We start from the raw sequence: 16,785 nt of genomic DNA on the forward strand, positions 1-16,785 counted from the left end.
GCGTGAACGCTGCCGGACAAGGCCTTCCTTGCCCTCCGCGGACCCAGCCACGGAGAACGGCGAAACTCAAGAAACGTCAGAGTCCACCCAGTCGAACGTCTTCGTCACGGCCTTCTTCCAGCTCCGGTACTGACGCTCGCGCTCTTCCTCCTCCATGGACGGCTCCCACCGCCGGTCCTCGGCCCAGTTCGCGGTCACGTCCGCCTCACCGTTCCAGAACCCGACCGCGATGCCCGCCGCATACGCCGCACCGAGCGCCGTCGTCTCCGCGACGACGGGCCGGATGACGGGTACGCCGAGCTGGTCCGCCTGGAACTGCATGAGCAGCTCGTTGGCGACCATGCCGCCGTCGACCTTGAGCTCGGTGAGGTCCACGCCGGAGTCGGCGTTCATGGCGTCCATCACCTCGCGGGTCTGGAACGCCGTCGCCTCCAGCGCGGCCCGCGCGATGTGGTTCCGGTTGACGTACCGGGTCAGGCCGACGAGCGCACCGCGGGCGTCGGGCCGCCAGTACGGCGCGAACAGGCCGGAGAACGCGGGCACGAAGTAGGCGCCGCCGTTGTCCTCGACCTTGCGGGCGTACCACTCGACGTCGGGCGCGTCGTGGAACAGACCCAGGTTGTCGCGGAGCCACTGGATCAGCGATCCCGTGACGGCGATGGAGCCTTCGAGGGCGTAGATCGGAGCCGCGTCGCCGATCTTGTAGCAGACGGTGGTGAGCAGGCCGTTCTCGGACGGGACCTTCTCGGTGCCGGTGTTGAGCAGCATGAAGTTGCCGGTGCCGTACGTGTTCTTGGCGGTACCGACCTCGAAGCACGCCTGCCCGAACGTCGCGGCCTGCTGGTCGCCGAGGATGCCGGAGATCGGCACGCCGGGCACCATCCCCCGCGGGCGGCCCTTGCCGTACACCTCGGAGGAGGAGCGGATCTCGGGCAGCATCGAGAGCGGGATGCCCATGTCCGCCGCGATGTCCTCACGCCAGGACAGCGTGTCGAGGTCCATGAGCATCGTGCGCGACGCGTTCGTGACGTCGGTGACGTGCACGCCGCCGTCGGGCCCGCCGGTCATGTTCCACAGGACCCACGCGTCGGTGTTGCCGAACAGGAGGTCACCGCGCTCGGCGGCCTCCCGCGCGCCCTCGACGTTGTCGAGGATCCACTTCACCTTGGGACCGGAGAAGTACGTGGCCAGCGGCAGGCCGACTATCGACTTGTACTTGTCAGCGCCCTCGGACCCGGCCAGCTCGTCGACGATGGCCTGCGTGCGCGTGTCCTGCCAGACGATGGCGTTGTAGACCGGCTTGCCGGTCGTCTTGTCCCACACCACGGTGGTCTCGCGCTGGTTGGTGATGCCCACCGCGGCGAGGTCGGTGTGGTTGAGGTTCGCCTTGGTGAGCGCGAGCCCGACGACCTGGCGGGTGTTGTCCCAGATCTGGTCGGGCTTGTGCTCCACCCAGCCGGCCTTGGGGAAGATCTGGTCGTGCTCGAGCTGGCCGGTGGACACGATGGTCCCGGCGTGGTTGAACACGATCGCCCTGGTGCTCGTGGTGCCCTGGTCGATCGCGAGTACGTAGTCAGCCATCGGTGTTGACTCCCTTGTCTGTTTCAGTCTGCTTGTGTGCCGCGTCGTATCAGGAGACGGCGGCCGCGACCAGGCCGCCGAGCGCGCCGCCTACCAGCGGCCCGACCACGGGCACCCACGAGTAGGCCCAGTCGCTGGAGCCCTTGCCCGGGATGGGCAGGACGAAGTGTGCGATGCGCGGGCCGAAGTCACGCGCCGGGTTGATGGCGTACCCGGTGGGGCCACCGAGGCTTGCGCCGATACCGACCACGAGGAGGGCGGCCGCGAGCGGGCCCAGGTCGACGGGCGAGTTGCCGAACGACAGGATCACGAAGACCAGCATGAACGTGGCGATCACCTCGGTGACGAAGTTCCACGCGTACGAGCGGATCTCCGGGCCCGTGGAGAAGACGCCGAGCTTGACGGCCGGATCGGCGTCAAGGTCGAAGTGCTGCTTGTGCGCCAGGTACGCGAGGACGGCACCGACGAAGGCGCCGACGAGCTGTGCGACCCAGTAGAAGAGCATGTTGACGAAGTTGGCGGGGACGCCCTCGGCGAACTCCTCGGCCCCGCTGGACAGGATGCCGAGCGTCACCGCGGGGTTGATGTGCGCCCCCGAGTCCATCGAGACGAACACGCCGGCGAAGACCGCGAGGCCCCAGCCGAAGTTGATCATCAGCCAGCCGCCGTTGAACCCCTTGTTCTTCGGCAGGATCGCGTTCGCCACGACGCCGGCACCGGCCAGGATCAGGATCATCGTGCCGAGGAACTCCGGCACCATGATGTCCGTGAATGCGTTCATCACTGACTCGCTTTCTGCCGACTACCTTGTCGGCGTACGGGGGTGAACCCGGCGGTGCCTCTGCGGTAGCCGTCGGCGGTCTGGTAGTGGTGTCCTGGGATCCTCAGTTTCGGAGCGGCTGCATGGCAGCCACGTCAGGGGTGGCCAGGCGTGCCCGTTCGGCAGCCTCGTCGTCGGGTGCTTCCTCGGCATGGCGTTCTGCCTCGATCCGCTCCTGCCACGCGCGGACCTCCCGTTCCTCGTCGGACGCGTCCCAGCCGAGCAGTGGCGCGACGACGGACGCGACCTCCGCGGCCGCCTCCGTGCCCCGGTCCACGATCTCGTAGACGAGTCGCGTGCGGTGCGCCAGCACGTCCTCCAGGTGGAGGGCGCCCTCGTGGCTGACGGCGTAGTGGGCCTCGGCGCGGAGATAGGCCGGGGCGTGCTCGAGCGGTGCGGCCAGGGTGGGGTCGGCGTCGCACAGCTCGACGATCTCGGCGAGGTTCGCGCCGTACCGGTGCAGCAGGTGGTCGAGCAGCGGGGGAGTCCAGCCGAACCGCTTGCCCCACGTGCGCGCCTGCCGCTGCACGGCCCGCAGCCCGACGGCGCCCGTGAGCGGGATCTGGTGCGTGATCGAGGGGAGTGCGGCCGAGCGCTGCCCGATCGCGAAGTCGACGGCGTCCTTGGCCATGATCCGGTAGGTCGTCAGCTTGCCGCCTGCGATCACGGTGAGGCCCGGCGTCGGCGAGGCGACGGTGTGCTCGCGGCTGACCTTCGCGCTGCTCGTACCGGCCTTGGTGCCCGGCTGGAGCAGCGGGCGCAGGCCCGCATACGTGCCGATGATGTCTTCCCTGGTCAGGGGATGGGCCAGCACGGCGTTGGCGTGGTCGAGCACGTAGTCGATGTCGGCGCTCGTGGCGACGGGGTGGGTCGGGTCGAGGTTCCACGGGGTGTCGGTGGTCCCGATGATCCAGTACCGGCTCCACGGGATGACGAACAGCACGGACTTCTCCGTCTGGAGGATCAGCCCGGCGTTCCCACGGATGCGTTCCCGCGGGACGACGATGTGCACGCCCTTGCTGGCGAGCACCCGGAGCCCGCCCTCGGAACCCGCGAGGGCCTCGGTCTCCTCGGTCCACACGCCTGTCGCGTTGATGACCGAGCGGGCCCGGACGGTGATCTCCTTGCCCGTCTCCAGGTCCACGACCACCGCACCGTTCACCGCGCCCGTCGCGCCCTGCGTCAGGCTCACGACCTGGGTGCGGCTCGCGGCGTGCGCGCCGTAGCTCGCGGCGGTGCGGATCAGGGTCGCGACCAGGCGGGCGTCGTCGACCGAGGCGTCCCAGTACTGGACGGCGCCGACGGCGGCGTCGTGCGCCAGGTCCGGGAACTTGGCCTCCATCTGGTTCTTGCTCAGGTGCCGGTGGAACGGCATCGGGCGGCGGCCCGGCGTGAGCGTCGCGAGCACGTCGTACATCAGGATGCCGGCGCCCACGTAGGCGCGCTCCCAGACGCGGTGCTCCAGCGGATACAGGAACGGGACCGGTCGCACCAGGTGCGGTGCGAGGTCCCGGAGCAGGAGGTCGCGCTCGGTGAGCGCCTCGTGGACCAGCTCGAAGTCGAGCATCTGCAGGTAGCGCAGTCCGCCGTGGACCAGCTTGCTGCTGCGGCTGGAGGTGCCCTGCGCCCAGTCCTGCGCCTCGACCACGGCGGTGGACAGCCCGCGCGTGACCGCGTCCAGCGCGATGCCGGCGCCGGTGACGCCGCCTCCGATCACCAGGACGTCGAGCTCGGCCGAGGGACTCACGCTGGCTTCCAGTGCGGCCAGCGCCTGTGTTCTCGCGTCTGCGGTCAGCCGTGTGGATGCCATGCGCCAAACTCACCACGCATTCCGTCACTTGGCAACACCTTTGCCCTGTGAGGTGGGGTGTGTTGGGAGGTTCTCTTGCTCACATTCCGATTCGCCCTTCGATTCGTCTGGTCTGCGCGCCTCGGTCGTGGGCTGGTATGCCCGCCTGGTGGGGGCTCCGGGCGCGGCTCACGGCTCCGGCCGTAGTGTGTCGGCGTGACGACATCCGAGTCGCGGACCGCGCCCGTGATCCGACCAGCCCTCCCCGCCGACGTGCGCACCATCCGTGATCTCGTCGAGCCGCTCAGCCAGGAGCGCATCCTCCGGCCGTACGAGATGGTGGGGTACTACGAGGCGGTCCAGGAGTTCCTGGTGGCGACCGACCCGGCCGGCGCCGCGGGCGACGCCGCCGTCGGCTGCGGGGCGCTCCACGTCATGTGGGACGACCTCGCCGAGGTGCGCACGCTGGCCGTGCACCGTGACTGGCGGGGCCGCCGGGTCGGGCACGCGCTGCTCGAGGCGCTGATCGAGCGGGCGCGAGCGCTGGGCCTGCGTCGCGTGTTCTGCCTGACGTTCGAGGTCGACTTCTTCGCCGCCCACGGGTTCCGGGAGATCGACGGCACCCCCGTGACCCCGGAGGTGTACGCGGAGCTGCTGCGCTCGTACGACGAGGGCGTGGCCGAGTTCCTCGACCTGGCCCGCGTGAAGCCCAACACCCTGGGCAACTCCCGCATGCTCCTGGAACTCTGACCCGCGCCCCCCTAGCCGCCCCGCCCCTCGCCGAAGTAGAGCGTGCGTCCGGACGCACGCTCTACCTCGGCAGGTGGAGGCGGCTCGCCTCGTCCTGCTCCGCCAGGCCGTCCTCGATCAGGCCGGCGATCGCGCGGTCGAGCTGCGCCGGGTCGTGCCACAGGGAGGCGAGAAGGGCCCGGTCCACGGGCTCGGCCGCCTGCCGGAGCTCGGCCATGACCCGGCCGCGCGCCTGCCGGTCGGTACCGGCCCAGGCCTGGGTACGACGCCGGTCGGCGTGCGCGTCCGGCGGTGAGCCCGCGCGTCGCCACGCACACAGCCCCGCGACCGGGCAGGCACCGCACTTCGGCGCCTTCGCGGTGCAGACCAGTGCGCCCAGCTCCATCGACGCGGCGGCCCAGCGGGCAGCCTCGGAGTCGTCGGGCGGCGCGAGCGCGGTCGCCAGGGCACGTTCGGCCGCCGTGTACGACGGCGCGGGTAGGGCAGTCCCCCCGACCGCCCGTGCGAGCACCCGGCGCACGTTCGTGTCCACCACCACCGACCGCTTCCCGTACGCGAACGCCAGGACCGCGGCGGCCGTGTACTCGCCGACGCCGGGCAGTGCGCGCAGCTCCTCCTCGGTGCGCGGTACGACGCCGTCGTGTCGTTCGACGATCGCCTTGGCGCACTCCTGCAGCCGCAGCGCGCGGCGCGGGTAGCCGAGCCGGCCCCAGGCGCGCAGCACGTCGGCGGTCGGCGCCTCCGCGAGGTCCGCGGGTGTCGGCCACTGCTCCAGCCACGCGTGCCAGGCGGGTTCGACGCGCACGACGGGGGTCTGCTGAAGCATCACCTCGCTGACGAGCACACCCCACGGCGTCCGGTCGGGTGCGCGCCAGGGCAGATCGCGCGCGGCGCCGTCGAACCACTGCACGACGCCGGAGCGCACCTCGGTACGCCGTGTTGCTTCCCGTGCTGTCACGGTGTCTCATCCTGCCGCACCGGTGCGCTCGGCCGAAGCCGGGCACTGCCCGCGCCGTGCCGCACCGGACCCACACAAAGCCAGTGAATCAGGACACGTGACCGACTCGGCGGCGCGGCTGCCGCCGAGGCGGTGCGCGACGTCGTATTTTGGTGGCTGCGGGGTGTCAACGCACGTCAGACGGTTTCTCCAGGACTCAGCGAGAGGTTCAGCAGGTGGTCAGTACGCCGGATCGAGCCGAGCGCACCCAGGGGCATGGCGGGGAACAGGCACCCGTCGCCGGACGCCCGCGCCGGTTCGGGCGCGTGATCGCGGTGCTGGCCGTCCTGGTGGTCGGCGGTGTCGGCGCGGCCGTCACCTGGCCCCGGTCCGAGGCGCCTATCGTCTCGGCCAAGGAGAACCCGCCGGCTCCCGTGGACCCGAACGCCGCGGCGGCGCCGTGCGCGCCCGAGGACCTCGACCTGGGCCTCGCCGCGGACCGCGTCGCCGTCACGCCCGGCGTGCGAGTCGGGTTCACGGTCTCCCTGCGGAACGAGGGAGAGGTGCAGTGCCTGGTCGACGCCTCCCGGCACAACCTCGCCGTCACCGTCTACGAGGGCGAGGTGGGCGAGCCGACGGCGGAGCGTGCGTGGTCGTCGGCCGACTGCGTCGACGAGGAGGAGCGGCTCCTCCTCCTCGGCCCCGGCGACGTCGACGTCACTGACGTGAGCTGGTCGGACTCCCGGTCGGTGCCCGGCTGCGAGCCCGGTCAGCCCAAGCTGTCCGCCGGCCAGTACACGGCCCAGGTCACGCTCGAGGGCGCCGAGGGCGCCTCCAGCGATGTCATCCAGCTGACGTACACGGTGCCGGAGCCGAGCAGGTCGCCGTCGCCGTCGGGCAGCCCGTCCGCCAGCTCGTCCGGGAAGGCCTCGGCCGACCCGAGCGCGTCACCCGACCCGAGCGGTGCGGCCGACAAGAAGCCCTGACGCCGCTACCGGCCGGCGCCGGTGGCGGGTGCAGTCAGACGTACCGCTCGAGGATGCTGGACTCCGCGAGCCGGGACAGGCCCTCGCGGATGGTCCGGGCACGCTGTTCGCCGACACCGTCGACCGACATGAGGTCGTCCACGCTCGCGGCGAGGAGCTTCTGCAAGCTGCTGAAGTGGCCGACGAGCAGCTCGATGGTGGTGTTCGGCAGTCGCGGCACCTTGGACAGGAGCCGGTAGCCGTGCGGCGCCACTGCCGCGTCGAGCGCGTCCCCGCCGCCGGGCAGGTCAAGGATCCGGCCGATCTGCCCCATGTCGAGCAGCTGTTGCGACGTGAGCGCGGAGAGCTCGGCCTGCACGTCGGCGAGCGTGCGGTCCTTGCGGCCCAGCACGTAGTCCCGGATCACGAACTCGCGGTCCGAGCCGACGTCGCCGATCAGCTCGTCGAGCTGCAGCGCCAGCAGGCGGCCGTCCACCCCGAGCTCGATGACGTAGCCCGCGATCTCGTCGGAGATGCGGCCGACCATCTCGAGGCGCTGCACCACCGAGCAGACGTCACGCACCGTGACCAGGTCTTCGATCTCCAGCGCGGACAGCGTGCCCGACACCTCGTCGAGGCGGGCGCGGTACCGCTCGAGCGTCGCCAGGGCCTGGTTGGCGCGGCCGAGGATCGTGTCCGAGTCCTCCAGCACGTGCCGCTGCCCGCCCACGTAGAGGGCGACGATCCGCATGGACTGGCTCACGGAGATGATGGGGAAGCCGGTCTGCTTGGCGACCCGCTCGGCCGTGCGGTGCCGCGTGCCGGACTCCGTGGTCTCGATGGTCGGGTCGGGCAGCAGCTGCACAGCGGCCTTCCGGATACGGGTGGCAGCCCGGTCGAGCACCACCGCACCGTCCATCTTGGACAGCTCACGCAGGCGCGTGGCGGAGAAGTCGACGTCGAGCGCGAAGCCGCCCGAGCAGATCTGTTCGACCGTCGGGTCGAGGCCCAGGACGATGAGCGCGCCGGTACGGCCGCGCAGGATGCGCTCGAGCCCGTCGCGGAGTTCGGTCCCGGGCGCGACAGCGGCCAAGGTCTCCCGGAGCAGCTCGTCAGGGTGCGAGGAGGTCATGGCCACGAAGAAATCCTACGCTGTGCGCTGGGTCACAAGCAGTTCGTTTCACGAAGCGGTCAATCGTCGTCCACTGCGCGGAGTGATCTGCCGCCCGCCGACCTGCCGGTCGACCCGCCCGCCGACTGGGCCCACTCCACGGCGTCGCGGATGTGCGAGGCCTCGACCAGCTTGAGTCCTTCGGGCACCTTGACCCCGGTCCCGTGCGGCACGACGGCGTGCGCGAAGCCCAGGCGTGCGGCCTCGCCCAGCCGGCGGTCCAGGCCGGCGACCGGGCGCAGGTCGCCCGCCAGGCCGACCTCGCCGATGGCCACCGTGGCACCCGGCAGCGGCCGGCCGTCGCGTGCGGACACGAGCGCCAGCGCGGCCGCGAGGTCCGAGGCAGGCTCGGTGATCCGGGCGCCGCCCACGGTCGACGCGTAGACGTCCTGGTCGGCCAGGCGGAGGCCGCCGTGGCGCTGGAGCACGGCGAGGATCATGGCGAGCCTGCTGGAGTCGACGCCGCTCGTCGCGCGGCGCGGGTTGCTCAGCGGGCTCGGGGCCACGAGCCCCTGCACCTCGACGGCGAGCGGACGCCGTCCCTCCAGCGTGACCGTGATGCAGGACCCGGCGACCCCCGAGCCCGCGTGCGACAGGAAGAGTCCGGACGGGTCGGGCAGCCCGACGATCCCGTTCTCCGAGAGGTCGAAGCAGCCGACCTCGTCGGTCGGGCCGTACCGGTTCTTCACCGCGCGGATCATGCGCAGGCGCGAGTGCCGGTCGCCCTCGAACTGGCACACCACGTCGACCAGGTGCTCGAGTGTGCGCGGACCGGCGACGGAGCCGTCCTTGGTCACGTGGCCGACGAGGATCGTGGGCATCTGCCGTTCCTTCGCCACGGCGATCAGCGCTGCGGCGACCTCCCGCACCTGCGACACGCCGCCCGGTGCGCCGTCCACCTGCCCGGACGCGATGGTCTGCACCGAGTCGACGATGAGCATGTCGGGCTGGTTCACCTCCAGGTGGCCGAGCACCGTCCCCAGGTCGGTCTCCGCCGCGAGCAGCAGCGTGGCCGACAGCGCACCGATGCGCTCGGCCCGCAGCCGGACCTGGCCTGCGGACTCCTCACCCGTCACGTACAGCACGGTGCGGGGCGACTCGAACCCGTTGGGTCCGAGGACGCCGTCTGCCACGTTGCTCGCGACGTCGAGCAGCAGGGTCGACTTGCCCACACCCGGTTCACCCGCGAGCAGGATCACCGCGCCCGGGACCAGCCCGCCACCGAGCACCCGGTCGAACTCCCCGATGCCGGTCGGGTTGGCGCGTGCCGACTCCACGTCGATGTCCGCGATGGGCCGGGCGGGCTCGCGGGAGGGCGACACGGCGGCCGTGCGCGGCCCGGACGGCGCGGGCCCTTCCTCGCTCACGGTGCCCCACGCCTGGCACTCCCCGCAGCGGCCGGCCCACTTGACGGTGGTCCAGCCACACTCGGTGCAGCGGTACGCGGGCCGTGCCCGCTTGGAGGTCGATGAGGTCACGTGCGCCACCGTACGTGCCGCCACTGACAGTGGTGCCGGCGGGGACACAGAGGGCGATTCCGACGGGGCTGCTGACAGTGACGACGTCCGGCATCAGGTATTTTTCGACCATGCCGACCTCCGAAGGGCGCTTGGCGCGCCACGACGGATCGCGCACCGACCCCCACCGCTCCGCGTCCCGCTCCGGCCCGTCCGGCCCGCGCCGTCCGACGGCCCGGACCGCCGGCCTGACGGTGGCCTTCGCCGCCGCGCTGGGCACCTGGCTCGTCTGGTGGGCGATGGTCACCACGTGGCCCGGACAGCGTGTCGAGGAGCGGGTCTTCGTCACGGCCGACCGGTTCCAGGACGTCGTCAACCACCTGGTGGAGCCGGTGCTGCTCCTCGGTTCGCCGCCCTGGCTCGTGACCGGGTTCCTGGTGGCGTGCGGGACCGGCCTGCTGCGCCGGAGACCGACAGCCGCCGGCCTGGCCGCCGTCGTGATCGTGGGGTCGAACCTGACCACCCAGGTGATCAAGGACGGGGTGTTCTACCGCACTGGCCTCGTCGGCGAGTGGAACCGGGACATCAACACCCTGCCGAGCGGCCACGTCACGGTGGTGGCAGCGGCCTGGGCGGCGCTCCTGCTGGTCGTCCCACGCAGCCGGCGGCCGGCGACCGCGCTCGCCGGCGCCGCCGCGACCTGCGCCATGAGCCTGGCGACGGTCGCGGACCGCTGGCACCGCCCGTCCGACGTCGTCGCGGCGGTGCTCGTCGTGGTGGCGTGGACCTCGCTGGTGTGCGCCTTCGCACCGACCGGGTGGGCGGGCCCGGACGACGTCGGCACGGCCGGGGGCGGCGTCGGCGCGGCGCTGCCGGTGATCGCGCTCCTCGGGACCGTCGCCGTGCCGATGGCGGTGCTCTCCGTCCTGGCGGCCGTGGCGACCGAGGGCCGCTTCGGGGCCGCGGCTCCGTGGGACGACGGCCTGACCGCCTACCTCGGAGGACTTCTCGCGGTGTGCGCGATCTCGGCGTTCGGGTTCGCCGTGCTGCTCTGGGTGTGCCGGACGGCGGCAGGGAGCCGTCGGGCCTGACCGGACGCTCGTCCAACACCGGGCGTGCCTCCGCCCGAATGTCAGTGCCCCGACATAAGGTTTCGGCTGAGCCACCGTGACGCACCCGGTGGACAGAGCACGGGGGAGCAAGGACATGACCGACCAGCGCGCGAACTCACCGCGCACCGGCGCGACCGCGTCGGTGGCCGCGAGGAAGGCATCGCCCGCCGTGTACCGCAGGCGACGGCTCGTGGTGGTCGTCGGCCTGCTCGTCATCGGGCTCATCCTGGTGCTCGTGGCCGGCTTCGTGTGGCCGGGCTTCTGGCGCAGCGAGGCGACGCCGCAGCCGGTACCCACGGTGACGGTCACCGCCGCCGTACCGACCCCAACGGTCAAGGCGATGGAGCGCAGCGGCGAGGAGACCGCCTTCCAGAAGGCGCTCCCGTCCGCGGTGCTCCAGTTCGCGCTCGGCTCGCTCACCGAGGCGAAGGAGCCAAAGGGCGATGGCGCGCTCGAGGCCTGGAACGCCGAGTACGCCGACGGCGACACGGGTGAGGTGGCGCTCCTGGCGGGCCAGTGGGCGACGGAGGACGAGGCGGCCACCGCGGCCGCCGCCTGGACCAGGTCGGCGGGCGAGCCCGAGAGCGAGGGCGACGTGAAGGTCGGCAAGAAGGTCGTCGGGCAGTACGCGATAGTGCCGGCGAAGCGTGGCAAGGCCGTCGTCGTCTGGCAGAACGGGACCGTGGTGCTGCGGGCGTCCGGTCCGGCCGACACGATGGAGGACTTCTACGCGGCGTTCCCCCTGTGAGCGAGCAGGGGAGAATGGCCTCGTGAACCAGCGACTTGCAGTGCTCGGGGCGGGGAACATGGGCGAGGCGGTGCTCGCGGGTGCGCTGTCCGCGGGCTGGGCGCCGGCCGACGCCGTGGCCACCGTGCGTACCGAGGCCAGGGCCCAGCACCTGCGCGAGACCTACCAGGTCGCCACGACCAGCGACAACGTGGCGGCGGTCCGGGGTGCGGGTCTGGTGCTCGTGGGTGTGAAGCCGAAGGACGTCGGCGCCCTGCTCGACGAGATAGCGCACGGGATAGAGCCCGGCGCCGTGGTGGTCACGGTCGCTGCCGGCCACCCGGCTGCGTTCTACGAGCAGCGGCTGCCCGCAGGTACCCCCGTGGTGCGGACGGTGCCCAACACCCCCGCGGCGATCGGTGCGGGCATCACGGCGATCGCGCCCGGCGCCGCCGCGACGGAGGCCCATCTGCAGGCGGTCGAGCACCTGTTCGCCGGCACGGGTGCCGTCGTGCGCGCGGCGGAGAAGGATCTCGACGCCGTGTCGGCCATCTCGGGATCCGGCCCCGCGTACGTCTTCTACGTCGCCGACGCCCTCGCCGAGGCAGGCGTCCTGCTGGGCCTGACGCGTGACGTCGCGCGCCGCCTCGCGGTCCAGACCCTGCTCGGCGCGTCCCGCCTCATGGACGAGTCGGGGGAGCACCCGGTGCTCCTGCGGGAGAAGGTCACCTCGCCGGGCGGCACCACCGCTGCGGCCCTCCGCGCCCTGGACGACGGCGGTGTGCGCGCCTCGTTCCTGACCGCGGCGACCGCCGCGCGTGACCGCGCCCGCGAGCTGGGTGGATGATCCTCCCGTGACCATCTCACGACCCGCGGTGGCGCGACCGCCGGCAATGGCCGACGTCGCGGCGCTCGCCGGCGTGTCCCACCAGACAGTCTCCCGTGTGCTCAACGGGCACCGGAGCGTGCGCCCGGCGACGCGGGAGAAGGTGCTGGCGGCGATCGCCGAGCTCGGATACCGCCGCAACAGCGCGGCGCGGGCCCTGGTCACCGCGCGCTCGGACACCGTCGGTGTGGTGACCACCGGGTCCCCGCTGTTCGGCCCGTCGAGCACGCTGATCGCGGTCGAGGAGGCAGCACGCGAGCAGGGCTGGTACGTCAGTGTCGCGACGCTGCGCCGGTACGACGCCGCGACCATGCACAACGCCATGGAGCACTTCATGGACCAGGCGGTCGAGGGCATCGTCGTCATCGCGCCGCACACCGACGTGGCCGACGCGGTGGAGTCCTTCCGCGCCCCCGTGCCGGTGGTCCTCATCGCCGCCAGGGAGCTGGATCCGGATGTGCCGACGATCCCGCTGGCGGTGGACCAGCGGGCCGGGGCCCGGCTCGCCGTCGAGCACCTGATCGAGCTGGGGCACAAGCGCATCCTGCACGTCGCGGGTCCGCCGGACTGGCTGGACGCCGTCGAGCGTGAGGAGGCCTGGCGGGCCGCCCTGACCGAGCACGGTCTGCCGGTGCCCGAGCCCGTGATCGCGGGCTGGAGCGCGGACCGTGGCTACATGGTGGGCCTGGACCTGGCGCAGCGGGTCAAGGCAGGAACCGGCCCGACGGCGGTCTTCGCCGCCAACGACCAGCTCGCCCTCGGCCTGCTGCGGGCGTTCTGGGAGTGCGGCGTCTCCGTGCCCGACGACGTCTCGGTGGTGGGCTTCGACGACGTCGACGGCTCCGGCCACTTCATCCCGCCCCTGACCACCGTGCGCCAGCCGTTCGTCGACCTGGGCCGGCGGAGCGTCGCGCTGCTCCTCGCGGCGATGGACGGCGCCAAGCCCGCGGCAGAGCTGATCGCACCAGAGCTCGTCGTGCGCAGGAGCGCGGCGGCTCCGCGCGCGTAAGGGCACGGCGCCCCAGGGAGAGACCGGGGGCGCGTGCGGTCGCGCGGAATCTGACGTCTAGAACTGGACGTGCGCGGACGAAATCGTTTGGACCGGACCCCAAAGTTGCGGTTGCGCAACGTCGTCGGCCCACCGCTGAGTGAGGCGTTGACACGTCCGCAGCGCAGTGGCAGAGTCACCGCGCACGAGGATGTTTACGTTCACATTCCGTCGTGGAGCAACATTGTTGCCCGACGCGTGCCAAGGACATTGACGTCCAGGTGAGTCCGGACGCTGCTGTCCGGGGAAAGGGGTGCCGCCCGTGCCAGGCAGCCGCCCATTGGCGCCAGATCGTCGCCAACCTCTGCTAGGTCGCCGTCGTTCCCCGAGTCTCCGCGTGTCCGCGGCAGGCTGGAGCTTCGTCGCGCCGTTCCTTGTCGTGTTCGCGCTGATGATCGTGACCCCGCTGGTCTACTCCATGTACCTGAGCCTGTTCCGCAACCAGCTCATGGGCGGTACGACCTTCGCGGGGCTCGACAACTACGTGACCGCGTTCTCCGACCCCAAGCTCTGGGACGGCGCCGGCCGCGTCGGGCTGTTCCTCCTGGTCCAGGTCCCGATCATGCTGGCGCTCTCGCTGATCGCGGCGCTCGCGATCGACAGCGGCCGCCTGCACGGCAAGGAGATCTTCCGGGTCGCGCTGTTCCTGCCGTACGCGGTGCCCGGCGTCGTCGCGGTGCTGATGTGGGGCTTCATGTACGACGACCGCCTCGGCCTCACCGGGAGCGTCAACGACCTGGTGGGCTTCGCCCTCATCGACCCGTACACGAAGCAGTGGATCCTCACGGCGATCGGCAACATCGTGACGTGGGAGTTCGTGGGCTACAACATGCTGATCCTGTACGCGGCGCTCAAGACGGTGCCCACAGAGGTCTACGAGGCCGCCGCCATCGACGGAGCGGGCCAGTTCCGCATCGTGCAGGCGATCAAGCTGCCGGCGGTCCGGGGGGCGCTCGTCATCGCGACGATCTTCTCGATCCTTGGCAGCTTCCAGCTCTTCAACGAGCCGACCATCCTCAAGGAGATCCAGCCCGCACTGATCTCGTCGTACTACACACCCAACATCTACGCGTACAACCTGAGCTTCGAGGGCAACCAGGTGAGCTACGCGGCAACCGTCGCGATCGTGATGGGCGTCGTGACGGCGATCATCGCGTACGTCGTGCAGCTTCGTGGGACACGGAGGGACGTGTGATGGCCGGCTACTCCTACCTTCGGCCGCGCAGGTCGGTCACGCTGACGGTCCTGCTGGGGGTGCTGCTCGTCTACTCGGTGCTGCCGCTGGCGTGGATGCTCTTCAGCATCACCAAGACGCAGCCCGAGCTGCTCAGCTCGTTCGGCCTCTGGTTCTCGGGTCCGTTCGCGCTGTTCGACAACCTGCAGCAGGTCGTGACCCACGACGACGGTGTGTTCCTCAAGTGGTTCGGGAACACGCTGGTCTACGTGGTCGTCGGCGCCGGCGGCGCGACGATCCTCGCGACGGCGGCCGGATACGGCCTGGCCAAGTACCGGTTCCGCGGCCGCAACGCGGTGTTCGCGACGATCCTCGGGTCGATAGCCGTGCCGGGCACCGCCCTCGCCGTGCCCACATTCCTGCTGTTCAGCCAGTGGGGCCTCACCAACACCATGTGGGCGATCATCCTGCCCTCGCTGGTCTCACCGTTCGGCCTCTACCTCATGTGGGTGTTCGCCGCGGAGGCGGTGCCAACGGAGATCCTGGAGGCCGCTCGGGTCGACGGCGCGGGTGAGTGGCGCACCTTCTTCACGATCTCGCTCCGCCTGCTCGCGCCGGGCATCGTGACGGTGGCGCTGTTCGCGATCGTCGCCACCTGGAACAACTACTTCCTGCCCCTGATCATGCTCAACGACCCGGACCTGTACCCCCTGACGCTCGGCCTGTACCAGTGGCTGGCCGATGCGTCGGGTATCGGGGCCCAGCCGGTGTTCAACCTGGTCATCACCGGTTCGTTCCTGACGATCGTGCCGATCGTGATCGTGTTCCTGGTGCTCCAGCGGTACTGGCAGTCGGGCTTGAGCGCTGGCGGCGTGAAGGCATGACCGATGTGCCGGAAACATCGAAAGACCTGAACTACGACGACGTGGAAGAAGGAAGACCATGACCATCACCCGCAACCGACGTGTCGCGCTCGGGGCCCTGGCCACCCTGCTGGCCGCTTCTCTCACCGCCTGCTCGGGCGGCGAGGAAGGCGGCGGTGGTGGTGGCGGGAGCGAGGGCGCCAGCGCCGAGGAGATCGAGGCAGCGCTCCAGGAGGGCGGCAGCGTCACCTACTGGACGTGGACCCCGCAGGCCGAGAAGCAGATCGAGGAGTTCGAGAAGGCGTACCCCGAGGTCGACGTGAAGCTCGTCGACACGGTCGGGGCCGGCGAGGCCAACACCAAGCTGCAGAACGCCATCGCCGCGGGCAAGGGCGTGCCCGACGTCGTCCAGATCGAGTACCAGTCCGTCCCGCAGTTCCAGCTCCCCGGCCAGCTGACCGACCTCACCGCGTACGGGTTCGACGAGCTCGAGAGCCTGTACACGGCGTCGACCTGGGGTTCGGTGTCGCAGAACGGCGGGATCTGGGGCCTGCCGCAGGACTCCGGCCCCATGGCGTTCTTCTACAACCAGGAGGTGTTCGACGAGGCCGGTGTCGAGGTCCCCACCACCTGGGACGAGTACATCGAGGTCGCGCGGGCCATCAAGGCGGACAACCCCGACCGCTGCCTGGCCAACGACTCCGGTGACCCGGGCTTCACGACCAGCATGATCTGGCAGGCCGGCGGCACCCCGTTCCAGAACGACGGCGAGAACGTCACCATCGACCTGGCCGACGAGGGCACCACCCGGTTCGCCGAGATGTACCAGCCGCTCATCGACGACGAGCTGATCTGCCAGCTGCCCGGCTGGAGCGACGAGTGGTACCAGGCGCTGGGCGACGGCACCATCGCGTCGGTCGCGCTCGGCGCGTGGATGCCCGGCATCCTCGAGGACGGCGTGCCCGACGGCAAGGGCAAGTGGCGCGTGGCCCCCATGCCGACGTACGACGGGACCCCGACCAACGCCGAGAACGGCGGCAGCACGGAGTCCGTCCCCGAGGCGTCGGAGAACAAGCTGCTCGCCGCAGGGTTCCTGAAGTGGCTCAACTCGAGCGACGAGTCGATCAAGGCCTTCATGGAGACCGGTGGCTTCCCTGCGACCGTCGAGCACCTCGAGTCCGAGGAGTTCCTGGGCTACGAGTCCGAGTACTTCGGCGGGCAGAAGATCAACGAGGTGCTCGGCGCCGGTGCTGCCGACGTCAACGAGGGCTGGCAGTACCTGCCGTGGCAGTCGTACGCGAACAGCATCTTCGCGGACACGGTGGGCCAGGCCTGGCTCGACAAGTCGTCGCTCCTCGACGGGCTGGCCGCCTGGCAGGAGGAGAACGTCTCCTACGGCACCGGGCAGGGATTCACGGTGAACGGCTGACGCCACCGGCGTCGGACACACCGAAGTTCTGAGCGGGCGGGGATCCCGGCAACGGGATCCCCGCTCTGCGAGACCG

15 protein-coding genes are annotated in these 16,785 nt (G+C 70.9%); 9 read left to right on the forward strand and 6 right to left on the reverse strand.

The window, feature by feature from the left end:
• Nucleotides 1–66: 66 nt before the first annotated feature.
• The 3 genes from glpK to AB0I32_RS04950 form a co-directional block, all read right to left on the reverse strand.
• Nucleotides 67–1,581, reverse strand: coding sequence for a glycerol kinase GlpK (gene glpK, locus AB0I32_RS04940; RefSeq protein WP_357503459.1), 1,515 nt, complete (start codon nucleotides 1,579–1,581; stop codon nucleotides 67–69).
• A gap of 49 nt (nucleotides 1,582–1,630) precedes the next feature.
• Nucleotides 1,631–2,362: an MIP/aquaporin family protein gene (locus tag AB0I32_RS04945; RefSeq protein ID WP_357503461.1), complete on the reverse strand. Its 732-nt coding sequence runs from the start codon at nucleotides 2,360–2,362 to the stop codon at nucleotides 1,631–1,633.
• A 103-nt stretch (nucleotides 2,363–2,465) separates the two neighbouring features.
• Nucleotides 2,466–4,211 (reverse strand): glycerol-3-phosphate dehydrogenase/oxidase, encoded by a 1,746-nt coding sequence (locus AB0I32_RS04950; protein WP_357503463.1) that lies wholly within the window; start codon nucleotides 4,209–4,211, stop codon nucleotides 2,466–2,468.
• Nucleotides 4,212–4,406: 195 nt separating this feature from the next.
• Between AB0I32_RS04950 and AB0I32_RS04955 the strand changes: the two genes are divergently transcribed.
• A complete protein-coding gene (locus tag AB0I32_RS04955) occupies nucleotides 4,407–4,940 on the forward strand; it encodes an amino-acid N-acetyltransferase (protein WP_357452267.1) in 534 nt (177 codons plus the stop codon).
• A 61-nt stretch (nucleotides 4,941–5,001) separates the two neighbouring features.
• Here the strand turns inward: AB0I32_RS04955 and AB0I32_RS04960 are convergent, their stop codons facing one another.
• Nucleotides 5,002–5,898: an A/G-specific adenine glycosylase gene (locus AB0I32_RS04960; protein WP_357503465.1), complete on the reverse strand. Its 897-nt coding sequence runs from the start codon at nucleotides 5,896–5,898 to the stop codon at nucleotides 5,002–5,004.
• A gap of 215 nt (nucleotides 5,899–6,113) precedes the next feature.
• Between AB0I32_RS04960 and AB0I32_RS04965 the strand changes: the two genes are divergently transcribed.
• Entirely contained in the window at nucleotides 6,114–6,863 is a 750-nt protein-coding gene (locus tag AB0I32_RS04965) for a hypothetical protein (protein ID WP_357503467.1), read from the forward strand.
• Nucleotides 6,864–6,897: 34 nt separating this feature from the next.
• Here AB0I32_RS04965 and disA read toward each other — a convergent pair whose 3' ends face one another.
• Both disA and radA read right to left on the reverse strand, forming a co-directional pair.
• Nucleotides 6,898–7,974, reverse strand: coding sequence for a DNA integrity scanning diadenylate cyclase DisA (gene disA, locus AB0I32_RS04970; protein WP_357452367.1), 1,077 nt, complete (start codon nucleotides 7,972–7,974; stop codon nucleotides 6,898–6,900).
• 59 nt (nucleotides 7,975–8,033) lie between these two features.
• Entirely contained in the window at nucleotides 8,034–9,491 is a 1,458-nt protein-coding gene (radA, locus tag AB0I32_RS04975) for a DNA repair protein RadA (RefSeq protein ID WP_357503469.1), read from the reverse strand.
• Between the two features lie 110 nt (nucleotides 9,492–9,601).
• Between radA and AB0I32_RS04980 the strand changes: the two genes are divergently transcribed.
• The 7 genes from AB0I32_RS04980 (at nucleotide 9,602) to AB0I32_RS05010 (ending at nucleotide 16,709) form a co-directional block, all read left to right on the forward strand.
• Nucleotides 9,602–10,561, forward strand: coding sequence for a phosphatase PAP2 family protein (locus tag AB0I32_RS04980; protein ID WP_357503471.1), 960 nt, complete (start codon nucleotides 9,602–9,604; stop codon nucleotides 10,559–10,561).
• Between the two features lie 115 nt (nucleotides 10,562–10,676).
• Nucleotides 10,677–11,330 (forward strand): hypothetical protein, encoded by a 654-nt coding sequence (locus AB0I32_RS04985; RefSeq protein ID WP_357503473.1) that lies wholly within the window; start codon nucleotides 10,677–10,679, stop codon nucleotides 11,328–11,330.
• A gap of 22 nt (nucleotides 11,331–11,352) precedes the next feature.
• A complete protein-coding gene (gene proC / locus AB0I32_RS04990) occupies nucleotides 11,353–12,156 on the forward strand; it encodes a pyrroline-5-carboxylate reductase (protein ID WP_357503475.1) in 804 nt (267 codons plus the stop codon).
• 46 nt (nucleotides 12,157–12,202) lie between these two features.
• The gene (locus AB0I32_RS04995) at nucleotides 12,203–13,204 is read left to right on the forward strand and encodes a LacI family DNA-binding transcriptional regulator (RefSeq protein ID WP_357503535.1); all 1,002 of its coding nucleotides are present in this window, start codon (nucleotides 12,203–12,205) and stop codon (nucleotides 13,202–13,204) included.
• A 430-nt stretch (nucleotides 13,205–13,634) separates the two neighbouring features.
• The gene (locus tag AB0I32_RS05000) at nucleotides 13,635–14,438 is read left to right on the forward strand and encodes a sugar ABC transporter permease (protein WP_357503537.1); all 804 of its coding nucleotides are present in this window, start codon (nucleotides 13,635–13,637) and stop codon (nucleotides 14,436–14,438) included.
• Complete coding sequence (locus AB0I32_RS05005; protein ID WP_357503477.1) at nucleotides 14,438–15,301, forward strand: carbohydrate ABC transporter permease; 864 nt, start codon at nucleotides 14,438–14,440, stop codon at nucleotides 15,299–15,301. The genes AB0I32_RS05000 and AB0I32_RS05005 overlap by 1 nt, the downstream gene beginning before the upstream one ends.
• A gap of 58 nt (nucleotides 15,302–15,359) precedes the next feature.
• On the forward strand, nucleotides 15,360–16,709 hold the full coding sequence (locus AB0I32_RS05010; RefSeq protein ID WP_357503480.1) for a sugar ABC transporter substrate-binding protein: 1,350 nt from the start codon (nucleotides 15,360–15,362) through the stop codon (nucleotides 16,707–16,709).
• The last annotated feature ends 76 nt before the right edge of the window (nucleotides 16,710–16,785 follow it).

The sequence above is a fragment of the Promicromonospora sp. NPDC050249 genome, from assembly GCF_040656015.1.
Classification (GTDB): domain Bacteria; phylum Actinomycetota; class Actinomycetes; order Actinomycetales; family Cellulomonadaceae; genus Promicromonospora.